The sequence below is a fragment of the Marivivens aquimaris genome (assembly GCF_015220045.1).
GTDB classification, from domain to species: Bacteria; Pseudomonadota; Alphaproteobacteria; order Rhodobacterales; family Rhodobacteraceae; genus Marivivens; species Marivivens aquimaris.
The window spans coordinates 2,953,746-2,970,142 of record NZ_JADBGB010000001.1 but is presented as its reverse complement, the minus strand read 5'-3'; the positions used below and the strand labels follow the sequence as shown (position 1 = coordinate 2,970,142).

At 59.7% G+C, this 16,397-nt stretch carries 17 protein-coding genes; 8 read left to right on the top strand and 9 right to left on the bottom strand.

The genetic code is table 11. From position 1 onward, the window contains the following. Window positions 1–16: 16 nt before the first annotated feature. The 7 genes from IF204_RS14665 to IF204_RS14635 all read right to left on the bottom strand — a co-directional run bounded on the left by IF204_RS14665 (window position 17) and on the right by IF204_RS14635 (window position 8,495). Window positions 17–1,348, bottom strand: coding sequence for a M16 family metallopeptidase (locus IF204_RS14665; RefSeq protein WP_194097824.1), 1,332 nt, complete (start codon window positions 1,346–1,348; stop codon window positions 17–19). Continuing rightward, window positions 1,345–2,673: a M16 family metallopeptidase gene (locus tag IF204_RS14660; protein WP_194097823.1), complete on the bottom strand. Its 1,329-nt coding sequence runs from the start codon at window positions 2,671–2,673 to the stop codon at window positions 1,345–1,347. The genes IF204_RS14665 and IF204_RS14660 overlap by 4 nt, the downstream gene beginning before the upstream one ends. A gap of 72 nt (window positions 2,674–2,745) precedes the next feature. Further along, complete coding sequence (locus IF204_RS14655; RefSeq protein ID WP_194097822.1) at window positions 2,746–3,243, bottom strand: DUF3035 domain-containing protein; 498 nt, start codon at window positions 3,241–3,243, stop codon at window positions 2,746–2,748. Between the two features lie 52 nt (window positions 3,244–3,295). Beyond that, window positions 3,296–3,769 (bottom strand): signal peptidase II, encoded by a 474-nt coding sequence (lspA, locus tag IF204_RS14650; protein WP_194098244.1) that lies wholly within the window; start codon window positions 3,767–3,769, stop codon window positions 3,296–3,298. Between the two features lie 27 nt (window positions 3,770–3,796). After that, window positions 3,797–5,386 carry a bifunctional phosphoribosylaminoimidazolecarboxamide formyltransferase/IMP cyclohydrolase gene (purH, locus tag IF204_RS14645; protein ID WP_194097821.1) on the bottom strand — a complete coding sequence of 530 codons (1,590 nt, stop codon included), beginning with the start codon at window positions 5,384–5,386 and terminating at the stop codon, window positions 3,797–3,799. A gap of 20 nt (window positions 5,387–5,406) precedes the next feature. Continuing rightward, window positions 5,407–7,158 (bottom strand): heparinase II/III family protein, encoded by a 1,752-nt coding sequence (locus IF204_RS14640; RefSeq protein WP_322743292.1) that lies wholly within the window; start codon window positions 7,156–7,158, stop codon window positions 5,407–5,409. A gap of 68 nt (window positions 7,159–7,226) precedes the next feature. Then, entirely contained in the window at window positions 7,227–8,495 is a 1,269-nt protein-coding gene (locus IF204_RS14635; RefSeq protein ID WP_194097820.1) for an RsmB/NOP family class I SAM-dependent RNA methyltransferase, read from the bottom strand. 72 nt (window positions 8,496–8,567) lie between these two features. Here IF204_RS14635 and IF204_RS14630 point away from each other — a divergent pair, with 72 nt between their 5' ends. Further along, window positions 8,568–8,741: a DUF1674 domain-containing protein gene (locus IF204_RS14630; RefSeq protein ID WP_167636610.1), complete on the top strand. Its 174-nt coding sequence runs from the start codon at window positions 8,568–8,570 to the stop codon at window positions 8,739–8,741. A 12-nt stretch (window positions 8,742–8,753) separates the two neighbouring features. Here IF204_RS14630 and dapB read toward each other — a convergent pair whose 3' ends face one another. After that, window positions 8,754–9,563, bottom strand: coding sequence for a 4-hydroxy-tetrahydrodipicolinate reductase (dapB, locus tag IF204_RS14625; RefSeq protein WP_194097819.1), 810 nt, complete (start codon window positions 9,561–9,563; stop codon window positions 8,754–8,756). 91 nt (window positions 9,564–9,654) lie between these two features. Between dapB and rbfA the strand changes: the two genes are divergently transcribed. Continuing rightward, complete coding sequence (gene rbfA, locus IF204_RS14620; protein WP_194097818.1) at window positions 9,655–10,074, top strand: 30S ribosome-binding factor RbfA; 420 nt, start codon at window positions 9,655–9,657, stop codon at window positions 10,072–10,074. Window positions 10,075–10,138: 64 nt separating this feature from the next. Next, window positions 10,139–11,041 carry a tRNA pseudouridine(55) synthase TruB gene (gene truB, locus IF204_RS14615; RefSeq protein ID WP_194097817.1) on the top strand — a complete coding sequence of 301 codons (903 nt, stop codon included), beginning with the start codon at window positions 10,139–10,141 and terminating at the stop codon, window positions 11,039–11,041. Here truB and IF204_RS14610 read toward each other — a convergent pair whose 3' ends face one another. Beyond that, window positions 11,042–11,326: a hypothetical protein gene (locus IF204_RS14610; RefSeq protein ID WP_194097816.1), complete on the bottom strand. Its 285-nt coding sequence runs from the start codon at window positions 11,324–11,326 to the stop codon at window positions 11,042–11,044. A gap of 94 nt (window positions 11,327–11,420) precedes the next feature. Between IF204_RS14610 and IF204_RS14605 the strand changes: the two genes are divergently transcribed. The 5 genes from IF204_RS14605 (at window position 11,421) to IF204_RS14585 (ending at window position 16,337) form a co-directional block, all read left to right on the top strand. Further along, window positions 11,421–11,957, top strand: a complete 537-nt coding sequence (locus tag IF204_RS14605; RefSeq protein WP_194097815.1) for a DUF1643 domain-containing protein — start codon at window positions 11,421–11,423, stop codon at window positions 11,955–11,957. Between the two features lie 63 nt (window positions 11,958–12,020). Beyond that, window positions 12,021–12,788: a calcium-binding protein gene (locus IF204_RS14600; protein ID WP_194097814.1), complete on the top strand. Its 768-nt coding sequence runs from the start codon at window positions 12,021–12,023 to the stop codon at window positions 12,786–12,788. A 135-nt stretch (window positions 12,789–12,923) separates the two neighbouring features. Beyond that, window positions 12,924–13,193 carry a 30S ribosomal protein S15 gene (rpsO, locus tag IF204_RS14595; RefSeq protein ID WP_167636598.1) on the top strand — a complete coding sequence of 90 codons (270 nt, stop codon included), beginning with the start codon at window positions 12,924–12,926 and terminating at the stop codon, window positions 13,191–13,193. Window positions 13,194–13,455: 262 nt separating this feature from the next. Next, complete coding sequence (pnp, locus tag IF204_RS14590; RefSeq protein ID WP_194097813.1) at window positions 13,456–15,588, top strand: polyribonucleotide nucleotidyltransferase; 2,133 nt, start codon at window positions 13,456–13,458, stop codon at window positions 15,586–15,588. 164 nt (window positions 15,589–15,752) lie between these two features. Further along, the gene (locus tag IF204_RS14585; protein ID WP_228069217.1) at window positions 15,753–16,337 is read left to right on the top strand and encodes a L,D-transpeptidase; all 585 of its coding nucleotides are present in this window, start codon (window positions 15,753–15,755) and stop codon (window positions 16,335–16,337) included. Window positions 16,338–16,397: the final 60 nt, after the last annotated feature.

Genomic DNA, 16,397 nt, shown 5'->3' with positions numbered 1-16,397 from the left:
GATATTTCGTGAACACTCACTCTTCGCCGGCGTCGGTCAGCATGGCCTCATCGACGCCTTCGGGCTGGCCTACGATGGTGAAATGTAGCGCATCGGGGTTCAGCAAGCGCTGGGCAACGCGGTTGATATCCTCCAGCGTCACCGCCTCGATGTAGGCGTTGCGCTCCACCACGTATTCGGGCGGCAAACCCTGCACCTGCATTCCGACCATGATGCCAGCGATCTCTTCGTTGCCGTCGAACCGCAGCGGATAGGAGCCTGTCAGATAGGTCTTGGCGCTATCGAGCTCTTCTTGGCTCACACCGACAGTCGCAACGCGGGCCCAGTTGTCGAGGATCACATCAATGGTCTCACCGACTTTCTCGTTCGCAGTCGCGACCGAGCCGAGCCACATGTTCGAGTAATCCTTGTCCACCAGATAGGTATAAATACCGTAAGTCAGACCGCGCTTTTCACGGACCTCGTTCATCAGGATCGACTGCGGACCGTTGCCGCCGAGAATCGTGTTAAGCACGTAGGCCGCAAAGAAGTCGGGGTCATCACGGTCGATACCCGCATGACCGAACAGGATCACGGACTGCGGCGTGGCGAAGTCGACAATTGTCGCGCCGCCTTTGAGGCCGAAGTCCACCGCCCCGGGAACGGCGGGGCCGTCTTCGGGAAGGCCGCTGAGCAGGGTGTCGATGACCTCGCCCAATTCCTCGGCATTGATGTCACCAACAGCCGAGACATAGGCGCGGCCTTCGACGAGCGCGTTGCGATAGGCTTCGAAGATATCGTCCTGCGTGAGCGCGCGGATGGTTTCTTCGGTTCCGCTGTCATCGGTGCCGTAAGGATGATCGCCGTAGGCTTCGCTGTAGAAACTGTCGCCCGCAATGCGGTTGGGGTCTGTCTTGCGCGACGCGATGCCCGCGAGCACCTGCCCCTTCACGCGGTCGATGGCGTCCTGATCGAAACGCGGTGCGACGAGCGCCTGACGCAGGAGCGCCACGGCATCATCACGGTTTTCGGTCAGGAACTTGGCGGACACACTTACGCCGTCGTCGTAGGCGTCAAAACCATACGACGCAGCCAACGATTCACGCTCGCGCTGGAAATCCTGCGCAGTCATCTCCCCCGAGCCTTCTTCGAGAAGCCCCATCATCAGATTGGTCGCGCCGCGTTTGCCGGGCTCGTCCAGAGACGTACCGCCTTTGAAGTAAATCTCCAGCGCGACAAACGGAATCTCGCGTTCTTCGACGAGCCAAGCGTTGATGCCAGCGGGGGAAGTGACCTGCTGGATCTGCACCTCTGCGCGGGCAGCAACGCCGAGGAGGGACAAAACGGTAGCCAGAATCAGACGTTTCATTCTGCGCTCTCCTCTTCGGCGCTGACCCACATTGTGACGGAGCGGCGCGGGTCGAGCACCTCTGCCGCGATGGCTTTGACATCTTCCGCCGTGACGGCTTCGAGGATCGCGGGCCACTGTTGGACATCGTCGACCGTCAGGCCGATCGACAGCGCAGCGCCGTAGCGGTTTGCCAGACCTTGCACATCATCGAGTGCATAAACCTCACTCGCACGAAGCTGGGTGCGGATTGCCTCCATACGGTCGGGGTCGATGTCGGCATCCATGAAGCTCTGGATGGCATCATCCATCGCATCTTCGGCTTCTTGAAGGGTGACACCTTCAGCCGGAGCAACGGACAGGTTGAACGTCGTGTCATCCAAGGACGTGCCGCTGTAACTCGCGTTCGTGAAAACGGCTGTGTTCGTGTCGAATTGCAGCTTCATGCCGAGGACCGAGGTAAACGGCGAGCCGCCCAGCAATTCGGCCAGATAGACCAGCGCTGCGGCTTTCTCCTGCTCGCCGCTGTCACGCTCGGGCGCGAGGTAGCTGCGGGCGACATAGGGCTGGGATACGCGCGGATCGTAATAGGTCAGGCGGCGCGCGGCGGTCTGCGGGGGTTCCTGCGAACGGATGCGCTCAGGCAGGTTTTCCTGACGCGGGATGACACCGTAATATTCCTGAGCCAGCGCACCGACCTCGGACGGGTCCACATCGCCCGCAACAACCAGCGTCGCGTTATTCGGGCTGTAGTAGAGATCATAGAACGAAGTTGCGTCTTCGAGCGAGAGCGTCTCCATCTCGTGCTTCCAACCGATGACCGGCACGCCGTAGCGGTGGTTGAGATACTGCGCAGCCATCATCTGTTCGCGGGCCAGCGCGCTCGGGTTGTTCTCGGTCCGCATGTTGCGTTCTTCGAGGATCACGTCCCGCTCGGTCGCGATGTCACCTTCGGACAGCTTGAGGTTCACCATCCGGTCGGCTTCCATCTGCATCATCAGAGGAAGACGGTCAGCCGCAACGCGCTGGAAATAGGCGGTGTAATCGTAGCTGGTGAACGCGTTATCGGACCCGCCGTTTGCGGCCACGGTCTCGGACAGCTCACCGGGGGCCATGTTCTCGGTGCCTTTGAACAGCAGGTGTTCAAGGAAGTGCGCCACGCCGGATTCGCCGACGGGTTCGTCAGCCGACCCGCGTCGGTACCAGACCATATGGACAACGACCGGCGCGCGGTGATCTTCGATCACCACAACATCCATTCCGTTATCTAGCTGAAAGGTAGAAACATCCTGAGCCACTGCCGGCGATGCGGCTAGAGCGGCAGCAAATGCAAGAGATCGCAGCATTATTCACCTCCGAACGATGAGGTGAGCCTACTGCCTCCCGCCGGACGTGCAATACTGGCAACGGAGTTGTGACTACTGTTGCGGCGGTGCTGACGGGACCGCGACACCTGCTGCGCCGAAACGCTCCAATTCCGCGTAAGGATCGAGCGCCATACCGTTGTAAGCCGAGAAATAGCGATCTTTGGCGAAGATGTTAAAGAGGCCGAGGTTGCGACGGGTCCGGCGATAGCGCTCGTCTTCCGACGCAAGCGTCTGGCGGACCGTGCCATCGGTGCCGTAACGGGTCGCCTGCGCGATCAGCGCGGCATCACCGGCCACACCGCCATTCGGGTTGCCGCCCAGCGCAACGATCGCATCAGCAATCGGAGTCGGATCGGCAAGGTTTGCGCCGTTCGGGTTCGGCGGTGGCAGCAGCGCCATCGACGGCGGCATTTCGAGCGGCTTGTAAGGCAGCACACTGAACTCATCGGGACCGGTTTGAAGTGAGTTCACGCTATGAAGCGACTTGTCGCCGCCTCCACATGCAGAGAGCGCCAGCATCGCTACGACAGCCAACGAAATTGCGCGCATGAAATCCCCTCCGGTTTACCGGCCCTATAGTTAGCGCAGCTTTACCGGTCCGTCACGTAGCTTTGTTCTTCGACTTGGTGCCGGTGAAGAGCGCAAGCCCAATCGCACCAATGAAAATTGCCACGTCAGCTACGTTGAATGCGTAGGGATTCGCGATCCCGCAGCAGGACATATTCAGGAAGTCGGCGACCGCGCCATAAAGAACGCGGTCGATGACGTTGCCCATGGCTCCGCCAACAAGAAGACCGCCAGCGATGAACGCCCAGCGGCTCCCGCCTTCACGGCGCAGCCAGTAGAGGACAAAGGCGGAAATCACGACAGCCACGCCGACAAGCACCCAGCGCATGTCGAAGCCCGAAAACAGGCCGAAGTTCACACCCCGATTCCACGCCATGCGAAATTCGAGGTATGGCGGAAAGACCTTGATGACCTCCAGTGTGCGGAGGCCAAGAAGGTGCACGACCAGATACTTGGAGATCTGGTCGATCAGGAATGTCCAGAAGCCTGCCCAGAAGAGAAGGCGCATTCCACGGGCTGTCGCGATCGTTTTCATTTAGTGACGGAAGTGGCGCATGCCGGTGAAGACCATCGCGAGGCCCGCTTCGTCAGCGGCTGCGATAACTTCGTTGTCACGCATCGAACCACCCGGCTGGATGACGCAGGTCGCACCAGCGGCAGCGGCTTCCATCAGGCCGTCGGGGAACGGGAAGAACGCATCCGAAGCAACGGCCGAACCGATGGTCAGCGGCTGTTCGAGGCCGATGGTTTCAGCCATACGTTCTGCCTTCTTCGCGGCGATCAGCGCGGAGTCGACACGGCTCATCTGGCCAGCACCGACGCCAACGGTCGCGCCGTCTTTGACGTAGACGATGGCGTTCGACTTGACGTGCTTGCCGACTTTCCAAGCGAACAGGAGGTCTTCCATTTGCTCTTGGGTCGGGGCTTTCTTGGTGACTACTTTGAGGTCATCCATGCCGATGAAGCCAGCATCTTTGTCCTGTACGAGGAAGCCGCCAGCGACCTGACGAACGGTGTTCGACTTGTCGAGGACGTTCGGCAGACCATCGGTAGTCAGAAGACGCAGGTTCTTCTTGGCTGCAAAGATTTCCTTGGCTTCGTCCGAAGCACCCGGAGCGATGACGACTTCGGTGAAGATTTCAACGATTGCCTTAGCGGTGTCAGCATCAAGCGGCTGGTTCAGCGCAACGATACCGCCGAAAGCCGAAGTGCGGTCGCAATCGAAAGCCTTCTGGTAGGCTTCGAGCAGGGTCGCGCCTTTGGCAACACCACACGGGTTGGCGTGCTTGATGATCGCAACGGCAGCCGAAGCAGCCGGATCGAATTCAGCCACCAGCTCGAATGCAGCGTCGGTGTCGTTGATGTTGTTGTAAGACAATTCCTTGCCCTGATGCTGGACAGCAGTCGCAACGCCCGGACGGTTGGTGCCGTCGGTGTAGAACGCAGCCGACTGGTGCGGGTTTTCACCGTAGCGCAGGGTCTGCTTAATCTGACCAGCAAACGAACGGCGGCGCGGCGCGGCCTCACCAATCGCGTCGGCCATCCAGTTGCTGACGGCGGCATCGTAAGCGCCGGTACGGGCGTAAGCGATCTGAGCCTGACGCTGACGGAAGGCGAACGAGGTCTGACCGTCGTTGGCATCCAGTTCGGCCAGCAGAGCGTCGTAATCTTCGACGTCGACGATGGTGGTGACGAAACCGTGGTTCTTCGCTGCGGCGCGGATCATCGCAGGGCCACCGATGTCGATGTTCTCGATCATTTCGTCATACTCGGCACCGCGGGCCAGAGCGGCTTCGAACGGGTAGAGGTTCACGACCAGCAGGTCGATGCCGCCGATTTCGTGTTCTTCCATTGCAGCGACGTGCGCATCGTTGTCACGCAGGGCCAGCAGACCGCCGTGCACCTTGGGGTGCAGGGTCTTGACGCGGCCGTCCATCATTTCGGGGAAGCCGGTGACGTCCGAAACGTCACGAACGGTCAGGCCGGCATCGCGCAGCGCCTTGGCGGAGCCGCCGGTCGAGAGCAGTTCGACACCACGATCCGCGAGCGCCTTTCCAAGTTCGAGAAGTCCGGTTTTGTCGGACACGGACAATAGGGCGCGGCGCAGGGGATAGAGGTCGGTCATCGGGCGGGCTCTCCGGGCTGTCAATCTTGATCCAGTTCCGCAAGGTCATCCTGAACGTAGTCGCGTACGGCGCTCGGGGTTTCATGCGCCTTGGCTAGGGACCAGCGGATGCGCGTCGCATAGGCCATTGCGCGTCCGGTTAAAACCACTTGTTGCGATGTTCGGGGGCGTAAACGTCCATTTTCGAGGTAAACCGACGGCTCGATGTTCATTTCGGCCCGCCCATCATGCCGGAACACCCAGATCTCACCACTTTTGAGTGTGAGAGACACCGCCGTTCCGCCCATATCGAGAGACGCCTCGACATCGGGATGCAGATGGAAACGAACCGAATAGGGAATCCCCAGCGGCTCGCGCTTGATGCAGACGTCGAACCGTTTCTTGTCAGCTTCGGATAGTGTGGCGAGGAGCTCTTCACCCTCCAGCGTCCGCCCGTCGTGGCTGAGGTCGAGGATGCGAGCGTGCATCAGGCCGTGCGTTGCTTGATAGCCGTTGTGCGCGACCTCGAATTTCTCGCCCTTACGGCTGCTCAATTGGTCGGTCGGCACGTGGTCGGGGATATCGACGAGCAGTTCATGACCGACACTCCCAAATTTGCCTGCTTTGCCGAGACGCGCGGAAGAATACCCTTCGATCGCCAGCGTAGAATGGCTCGCGGTCGCACGTCCGAAACGCCGCCAGTCGAGGCCGAAACGGCTCCCCGATCCACAATTGACGATCAGCGGACGACGGCCAGAGGTGACTTCCATTGAACAGGTCGAGGCATGGGCATCGTGGCTGGCAGGCCCGCTCGGTGGAGCATCTGCGTCAATGATAACACTGGTCCGACCGCCGGTGATGCGCCCGTAACCCATGTGCAGGACGCCTTTCGGCACGGTGCGATCTGGCAGCAGCGCCAGCGCATGATCCAAGCGCCCATCGATGCCGCGACCACCGCCGTGGAACCGCGCGAGGCCACCATCGGAATGACGCAGCACGCGGAGCGTCGGCGCGATACGTCCCATCGCGTCAGTGACGTCCTGCGGCGCGGAGCGACCCGTTTCTTCAAGTGCAGTGACGGCCCAACCGAGGAGCGTGAAGACTTCCAGCAGTTCTTCGGGATTGCGGGTGTCGATGCCGCCGTCTTCGGTGATGCGGGCCTTACACTCTTTGGCCAGCGCCGAGAGCGCATCGTCGAGCACGAGCATGGAGCCGTCTAGCGCCAGACTGGCGTAGACGAGGCCGCAGAGCGCCTCGAACCGCTCCAAACCCGGCTTGGTGCCTTTCCAGCGCTTTGAGAGGTATTTCGTCTGCGCACCGAGGCTTTGCATGAAGCGGTCGCTCTCGTCCTTCTCCCTTGCGCGGAGGAGGAAATACGCGTGGTTGATCCAGCGGATCAGACGGCGGCCAGTCAGTTCGGGCGTCCAACCAGGGCCATGACCGCGCCCGTAGCGGTCGATCCACTCGAAGACCCAAGTCTGCGCCCGTTCCCGTGCGTCAGCGTCCCCGACAGCAGCCAGATCGTCCAGCCAACTGCAATTCTGGAGCATCAGCGCGACTTCCGAATCCTCGGGCGCGATATCCCAAATGCTGGCGCCGGGGGCCTCGATCAGATCGCCGGAAAAGAGGAAGTTACCGGCAACGAGTTGGCGACCTTTTGCAAATAAGCCAATGGATTGCGGTTCTGGTCGATGGGCGAACGAAGGCTGTTTGGCAGTATAAGCCGCAAGCCGCGCGTGCGCGCGGTTCATCCACTGCGTGTATTTACCACGCCTTGTCTGAGCCTTGACCACTGGTGCTGCCTCGATACTGCGTTTGCCGCATTGTTAAGGCAGAATGATACGTAGGAATACCCTTAGTGTCACGCAGCCTTTGTCAGCACGGCGAGGTAGAACCCGTCCATTCCGCCAAATTCCGCCCAGTAGTCGGGACGCAGGCGAACGCCGCCTTCTTCGGTGATCCACGCAGGGTCGAGCCCTTCGAACTCCGGCTTTTCGACGGTCAGACCTTCGTGGCGTTCGAGCGCCTCTTCAACCTGCACTTCGCCTTCGTCGGGCAGCAGGCTACAGGTGCAAAACACCAGACGACCGCCCGGCTTCAGCAGGGTCAGCGCGTGGTCGATCAGCTCCGTTTGCAGCGCGATCAGGTCGCCGAATTCGCTGCCGTCCTTGGCGTGCGGCAGATCGGGGTGACGGCGAATGGTGCCGGTGGCCGAGCACGGCGCATCGAGCAGAACAACATCGAAGCCCTCGACATCGTAGACCAGCGCGTCGGCGTCGATCAGATCTGCCTTCATCTTGGTCCGCTCAAGGTTTTCCTGAACGCGGTCGAGACGCGACGGCGAAATGTCGACGGCAGTCACTTTGGCACCGGCCGCAGCAAGCTGCATCGTCTTACCACCCGGCGCGGCGCAGAGGTCGAGGACGTTCAGACCCTGGATATCGCCAAGCGTTTTGACGGGCAGCGCCGCAGCCGCGTCCTGCACCCACCATTCGCCATCTTCGAAACCGGGCAGGCCGGAGACCTGGACGCCAACAGGAATGCGAACCGTGCCGGTCGGCAGAACCTGACCACCGAGCTTTTCAGCCCATCCCGCGGCATCGGACTTCACCGTGATATCCAGCGGCGCGCCTGCATAATGCGCGGCCTCCATGCCGCTGACGGCTGGCTTGCCCCACGCTTCGATCATCGGCAGGCGCAGCCAGTCGGGCAGACGCGGGATCGGCAGACGGTCCCAAGCGCCCTCACGTTCGGCGGCGACCTTGCGCAGAACGGCGTTTACGAGGCCCTTCATCGACTGGGTTTTCTTGTCACGTCCCACGATTTCGACGCAAGCGTTGACGACACCATGTGCGGCTTCGCCCGACCATATCTCTACCGTGCCGAGGCGCATCGCATTGCGGACCGACAGCGGCGGGCGTTTTTGCAGGAACGGCTTGAGCATCCGGTCGGCGCGGTCTGCCGCGCGGAGGGTCGAAATCGCGAGGCGCTGGGCGCGAGCGCGATCCTCTGGCGACAGGCGAGACAGGGCACCGCCGCCGATTTCCTCGGACAGCAGACGACCGTCGATGGTCACAGCGTTAAGCAGGTGGTACGCAGCGAGGCGCGGCGCAAGACCGGTCGTCGACATAGGAAACTCCATGGGTCCTTGGCCTGAAAGATGCCCTGCCCTATATCAGAGAAAGCCGAGGAACAAGAAAACATGACCCAGAAGCCAGATCTGCCCCCCGCCGCACAGCGTGCGCTCGCCGAAGCCGAAGAGCGCCGCAAGAATGCAGAAAAGCTCGATCTTCCGACCGAGCTTGGTGGCCGCGACGGGCCGGAGCCCGTTCGTTTCGGCGATTGGGAAAAGAAGGGAATCGCGATCGATTTCTGATCGCGGCGGGGCTTAGAGCCCCAGCACGTCCATCATATCGTACTCACCCGGCGCCTGATCCTGCCCCCAGATTGCAGCACGCAGCGCGCCGCGGGCAAAGATGCCGCGATCAGTGGCAACGTGGCGCAGGATAATACGCTCACCTTCGCCCGCGAAAAGCACGTCGTGCTCGCCCACGATGTCACCACCGCGAATCACGGCAAAGCCGATGTCGCCTTTCTTGCGGGCACCCGTGATACCGTCACGACCCGAATCGCGAACGTCGGATAGCTTCACACCGCGTCCTTCGGCAGCGGCCTCACCTAACATCAGAGCAGTCCCCGACGGCGCATCGACCTTTTTGTTGTGGTGCGCCTCGATGACTTCGATGTCGAATTCCTCGCCCAGCGCAGCCGCAACCTTCTTGGTCAGACCGGTCAGGAGGTTCACACCCAGCGACATGTTACCCGCACGGATCACGGTCGCTTTGGCAGCGGATGCAGCAATCTGGCTGAGGTGCTCGTCCTCCATGCCTGTGGTGCCAATGACGTGGACAATACCAGCTTCAGCAGCAGCCTGAGCGAAGGCAACAGTCGCGGAAGGTGCAGTAAAATCAATGACAGCGTTCGCTTCGGCAAAGGCAGCCGCCGCATCAGAAGTCACGGTCACACCTATCGGCTGACCGCCCATGACAACACCGACATCCTGCCCGATCCAGTCGTGGCCGTCACGCTCGATCGCGCCGACGAGTTTGGCTTTGTCCGACCCCAGAACAGTCTTGATCAGCATCTGGCCCATACGGCCCGAAGCTCCGGTAATCACGATACCCGGCAGGTCGGTCATGTCGTCATCCTCTTGGCTTTGAATTGCGTATCGGTGCTAGCCCTGCAACGCCTTGCTTGGCAAGTGCGCTGATCGCGCTTACATGGGCGATATGGCAAAGAACCGTTTCAATTCGGGCTCCGGCCCCTCCCAGCGTCAGCTCCGTGTGAGCGAACTCGTCCGCAGGTCACTGTCGGACGTCCTTGCCCGTGGCGATGTGCACGATCCTGATCTGGGTCGCATGTCGATCACTGTGGGCGAGGTGCAGTGCTCCCCTGACCTTAAATACGCAACCGCATATGTTCTTCCGCTCGGCGGTCAGAACAAGGACGAGTGTCTCGCTGCCCTCCGCCGTAACAAGGCAGAGCTGCGTCACCTCGTCACTAAAGGTTTGACGCTGAAATACGCGCCCGACCTGCGTTTCGAAATCGACGAGACCTTCGACCGGATGGACGACACGCGCCGCATGTTTGCGGATGAACACGTGCGTCAGGACCTCGAAGACGACGATATCGAAGACGCTGACGAATAAGCACGCGGTTGACGGACCGGCGGCGGGCCGATAGCAGACCCGCCCCGAGATCAAGGAGATGACGATGGGCAAGCGCAAAGGTCGCGATATTTCTGGCTGGATCATCGTGGACAAGCCTGCTGGCATCACCTCCACCGCTGTGGTCAACAAGATCCGCTGGGCGCTGGGCGCGAAAAAAGCCGGCCACGCTGGCACCCTCGATCCCGAAGCCACTGGCCTTCTGGCCGTCGCTATCGGCGAAGCGACCAAGACCATCCCCTACATCACCGACGCGCTGAAGGCTTACGAGTTCACCGTCACGCTCGGCGCTGCGACAAATACTGACGATGCTGAGGGTGAGATTATCGCCTCAAGCGACCAGCGCCCGACGGATGACGAGATCAAGGAAGCCCTGAACGGTTTCCTCGGCGACATCATGCAGGTGCCGCCCAAGTTCTCGGCCGTGAAAATCGACGGCCAGCGCGCCTACAAGCTCGCTCGCGATGACGAAGAGTTCGAGATCGCCGCGCGTCCGCTGTGGGTCGAGGAACTTGTCATGGTCGACCGTCCCGACGCCGATCATGTCGTTCTGGAGATGACCTGCGGCAAAGGCGGGTACGTCCGCTCGATCGCACGCGACCTCGGTGCGAAACTTGGCTGCTACGGCCATGTCCTGCGTCTGCGCCGCATCTGGTCCGGCCCGTTCGAAACCGAAGGTGCCATGACGATGGAGCAGATCGAGGAACTGGCGAAGACGCCGGAGCTCGACAATTATCTCCGCCCTCTCGAAGACGGCCTTTGCGATATAACCGAAGTCCGCTGCCCGCCCGAAAGCATCACACGGCTGCGCAACGGCAACGCTGCGACCGTTATTGCGCATGACGTTGAATTCAATGAGGAATGTTGGGCAAGCTTTGAAGGGCAAGCCATTGCTGTCGGACATTTCCGCAGCGGTGAACTTCACCCTTCACGCGTGTTCGTCAGCTGATTACGCAGCCATGTCGCCGAATACCTCGGTGTCGACCTCAGGGTCACCCCAAGGCAGCACCGCGACTTCGGGATTAATCGGCCCGTAGTCGATAATCGGCGTATCCCAGATATCGATCTCAGCATCGATATCCTCTTCAAACGACATCATCGATGCCGCGTGCTCGTCGGTTTCCATCATGTCCGCCTCATCATTGACGTCGGTCTCTACTCCGCCGTCAAAGTTGAATTCGAAGACAAGTCCTAGGCCCATGGAACCAATCAACAACAAGCTGGTCCAATCCATACCAACCTCTTCATTTATGATTCTTCTTGAGGGTTTAACTTTGTGTCCCTGACAGAGATAATTGATTAGAATTTTGCGGATTTTAGGGCAGGCAATGATCGAAAAATGTCATCTCAAAGGCGACGCTGAATCAGTCGCCGTCTACTCGCCATGCGAGAAATACCGCTATCTGCTGACCCGCATGTGGAACCCCGAAGGCCGGCGCGCCTTGTTTATCATGCTCAATCCGTCAACCGCGACCGAGGTCCAGAACGACCCGACCGTCGAACGCTGCGAACGCCGCGCGCGCGCGCTGGGTTTCGGGGCGTTCCGCGTGACTAACATTTTCGCGTGGCGTGACACCGACCCCAAGAAAATGCGCGCGGCTGCCGATCCGGTCGGACCTGCAAACGATGCTGCGATTCGCGGTTCTGCTGTGGAATGGATTCGCGACGGGGACCAGATTATCTGCGCTTGGGGAACGCACGGAGAATTCCTTAATCGCGGACCACAGGTCGAGGCACTTCTGCGAGAAACCGGTAAGCCGCTGTTTACGCTCGGACTTACTGCTGCGGGCCACCCGAAGCACCCGCTGTATATCTCCTACAGCCAGCAGCCTCAGCCGTGGCCGGCGTTAACCATAACCACATAATTCGTTCGCGTTTCGTACCGCACTCGGGCTAGCGCTATTTCAGCTGCAAATGGTGAGGGCGCAATGCTGTATCTTGTCGGACTGGTTACGATGGCCTTGGCCGGAGCCGTTCTTATCCCCGGAATTTCCGAGGATGGAACGGACGATGACGACATCATCATCGGCGGAGATGGCGACGATACATTGAGCGGCGGGAATGGTGCCGATTTCCTCGATGGCGCGATGGGGAACGACTTGCTGTCGGGGAACGACGGCGAGGATGAACTACACGGAGGGGAAGGCGATGACCAACTCTCGGGCGAATCCGATGCCGACTATCTTGCGGGACATATCGGCGACGACCTGATGAACGGTGGCACTGGCGACGACAACCTAATTGGCGGATCCGGAAACGATGAGATGTACGGAGGCGATGGCAACGACGCGCTTCTCGGCTCGCTGGGCGATGATGTCATGGTCGGCGGAGCGGGCGAGGACGTTCTGAACGGCGGCAGCGGCTCCGATGAGATTTATGGGGGCCAAGACACCGAACAGGATTTCCTGAATGGCGGCGCAGGCGAGGACATCCTGCATGGTGCTGCGCATGACAACCTGAACGGCGGCACTGGTCACGATGTGTTCATGATCTCATCCGATATCGCCGGCCCGGTCACCATCGACGACCTGACTGACGACGACGTTCTGGTCCTGAACTACTCCGGCGAGCCCCCTACCCTGAGTTCGATGCAAACCGACGACGGGCTCATTCTACAGGCCGACGGTACCGACCTTGCAAAACTCCGGCACCTTTCCGAATTCGACCTTGGCCGCGTGCAGCTGGTGAAACTGTGAGATTTCTCTTTATTTCCTGACGATTCTCATCTATGCGCCGCTGATCCGCTGTCATGGACAGGGATACTACTCCAAGGGCCTTGCTGGACGACATCCCGGCCTGCGCCATAACCCTTTGATACTAAGGAGATCCCGATGTCGATCACCGTTGAAGAAAAAGCACGCGTCATCAAAGAATTCGGCACCAAAGAAGGTGACACCGGTTCGCCGGAAGTTCAGATCGCGATCCTGACCTCGCGCATCACCACTCTGACCGAGCACTTCAAGACCCACAAAAAAGACAACCACGGCCGCCGCGGCCTGCTCAAGATGGTTGCTCAGCGTCGTAAGCTGCTGGACTACCTCAAGGGTAAGGAAGAGGCCCGTTACCAGGACCTGATCAAGCGCCTCGGCATCCGCCGCTAATCGCTTATCCGATCCGGAATTGAGACGCCCGCTCATTCGAGCGGGCGTTTTTATTTGTGCCGCACCGCTGCCACAAGCAGGCGAGTTTGCCTCACGAAAGCAATGCTTTCCAAACACCTTGTTTTCATGTATGTGCGCGCCATCTGAGACGTTGTGCTATGACCCCGGCACTCGAAATGGATGGATGGGGTCGGCGGCAATGGGGCCGCCAATCAAACGGGAGACCCGGAGGGCCGGGAGTGCTCCCTTTTAGGATACGCTGATGTTCAATGAAGTGAAAAAATCGATCCAGTGGGGCGAAGAAACGCTCACGCTGGAAACCGGCAAGGTTGCTCGCCAGGCCGACGGCACCGTTATCGCCACTCTGGGCGAAACCTCCGTCATGGCAAACGTGACCTTCGCCAAAGAAGCGAAGCCGGGTCAGGATTTCTTCCCGCTTACGGTTCACTACCAAGAGAAATACTACGCCGCCGGTAAAGTACCGGGCGGCTTCTTCAAGCGCGAAGCTCGTCCGACCGAGAAAGAGACGCTCACTGCGCGCCTGATCGACCGTCCGATCCGTCCGCTGTTCGTCCCGGGCTTCAAAAACGAAGTGCTCGTCATGTGCACCGTCCTGTCGCACGACCTCGTGAACGATCCCGACATCGTTGCAATGATCGCCGCTTCGGCAGCCCTGACCATTTCGGGCGCTCCGTTCATGGGCCCGATCGGTGCGGCTCGCGTTGGTTTCGTCGATGGCGAATACGTACTGAACCCGCAGGTCGACGATATGACCAACCTGCGTTCGAACCCCGAGCAGCGTCTGGACCTCGTTGTTGCAGGCACCAAAGATGCCGTGATGATGGTGGAATCGGAAGCTTACGAGCTGACCGAAGAAGAAATGCTGGGCGCGGTTACCTTCGCTCACGAGCAGCTCCAGCCGGTTATCGACTGCATCATCTCGCTGGCTGAAGAAGCTGCGAAAGAGCCGTTCGAATTCAACGCGCCGGATTACTCGGACCTCTACGAGATCGTGAAAGCCGCTGGTGAAGAGCAGATGCGCGCTGCATATGCCATCACCAACAAGCAAGAGCGCGTTGCTGCCGTTTCGGCTGCCAAGGAAGCTGTCAAAGCGACCCTGACCGAAGAGCAACTCGAAGACGCGAACCTCGGTTCGGCTCTGAAGAAGCTCGAGTCGTCGGTTCTGCGCGGTTCGGTTGTCAAAGAAGGCAAGCGCATCGACGGCCGTGCACTCGATCAGGTTCGCTCGATCGTTTCGGAAACCAGCTTGCTGCCGCGTACCCACGGTTCGGCTCTGTTCACCCGCGGTGAAACCCAGGCGCTGGTCGTGACCACCCTCGGCACCGGCGACGACGAGCAGATCATCGACGCCCTGCACGGCAACTTCCGCTCGAACTTCCTGCTGCACTATAACTTCCCTCCGTACTCGGTTGGTGAAGTTGGCCGCGTTGGTTCGCCGGGTCGCCGCGAAATCGGTCACGGCAAGCTCGCATGGCGCGCGCTTCAGGCTGTTCTGCCGGCCGCAACCGACTTCCCGTACACCATCCGCGTTGTGTCCGAGATCACTGAATCGAACGGTTCGTCCTCCATGGCTTCGGTCTGCGGTGGCTCGCTGTCGATGATGGATGCCGGCGTTCCGCTGAAGGCACCGGTTGCCGGTGTTGCTATGGGTCTGGTCCTCGAAGACGACGGCTCTTACGCCGTTCTGACCGACATCCTCGGTGACGAAGACCACCTCGGCGACATGGACTTCAAAGTTGCAGGTACCGAAGACGGCATCACCTCACTGCAGATGGACATCAAGGTTGCTGGCATCACGCCGGAAATCATGAAGAAAGCTCTGGAGCAGGCACGTCAGGGTCGTCTGCACATCCTCGGCGAAATGTCGAAGGCGCTGACCACTGCGAACACCTTCTCGGTTCACGCTCCGCGCATCGAGACCATGCAGATCCCGACCGACAAGATCCGTGAAGTCATCGGTTCGGGCGGTAAGGTCATCCGCGAGATCGTCGAAACTTCGGGTGCCAAGGTCGACATCAACGACGACGGCGTCATCAAGATCGCTTCGTCGAATGGTGAAGCCATCCAGAAGGCCTACGACATGATCTACTCGATCGTCGCAGAGCCGGAAGAAGGCAAAGTCTACAAAGGCAAAGTCGTCAAGCTTGTCGACTTCGGTGCTTTCGTGAACTTCTTCGGCAAGCGTGACGGTCTCGTCCACGTCAGCCAGATCGAAAACCGTCGCCTGAACCACCCGTCTGACGTCCTCAAGGAAGGTCAGGAAGTCTGGGTCAAGCTGCTCGGCTTCGACGATCGCGGTAAAGTTCGCCTGTCGATGAAGATCGTCGATCAGGAAACTGGCGAAGAAATCGTGAAGGAAGAAGAGGCAGAATAAGAATTTTTCTTATCTCTGTAAGTCACTGACTTCTCTTGGAAACCCCGGCGTTGACGTCGGGGTTTCTCTTTTATGTGAGGAAGGGAACAGGAAACTTTCTGAGAAAATCGCGCGTTAGCTGACGAACCCGCCACTGAGGCGGCCCGTAATAAGGGAAACGCATTATGATTTTTAATCGCCGTAATTTTCTCGCTGGGGCAGCCGTTTGTGGCGCCATCCCAGCATTTGCTCAAACCGAAGCTGCTCAAGATCAGCTTGCCAAAGAAGCCCAGCAATTCGCACCGCAGATGGTGACGATTGGTGCTGGCTATGAACCCTACACGATCCACGTCGACCCGACGTCGTTCAATCTGTTCTGGGTGCTGCCAGAGAACCAAGCCATCATGTACCGCGTCGGTGTGGCCCGTGCGAACCTCTATGAGGACGGCATCTACACCATCAAACGCAAGCAGGAATGGCCGACTTGGACCCCGACACCTGACATGATCGCTCGTGAGCCCGAGGTCTATGCCAAGTACGCTGACGGTATGCCAGGCGGCATCGACAACCCGCTGGGTGCCCGCGCGCTGTACCTCTACGAAGGTAATCGCGACACATATTTGCGCATTCACGGTACGCCCGACCCGCTGACCATCGGTCGCGAAGTTTCGAACGGCTGTGTCCGTCTGATCAACGATCACGTCAAAGACCTGTATGATCGCGTTCCGACCGGAACCAAAGTTTTCCTCTATCCGCGCAACATGGCGTAAGCCTTACAGCGCAACAAAAAAGCCCCGCACAAACGTGCGGGGCTTTTTGCTGTCCGACTG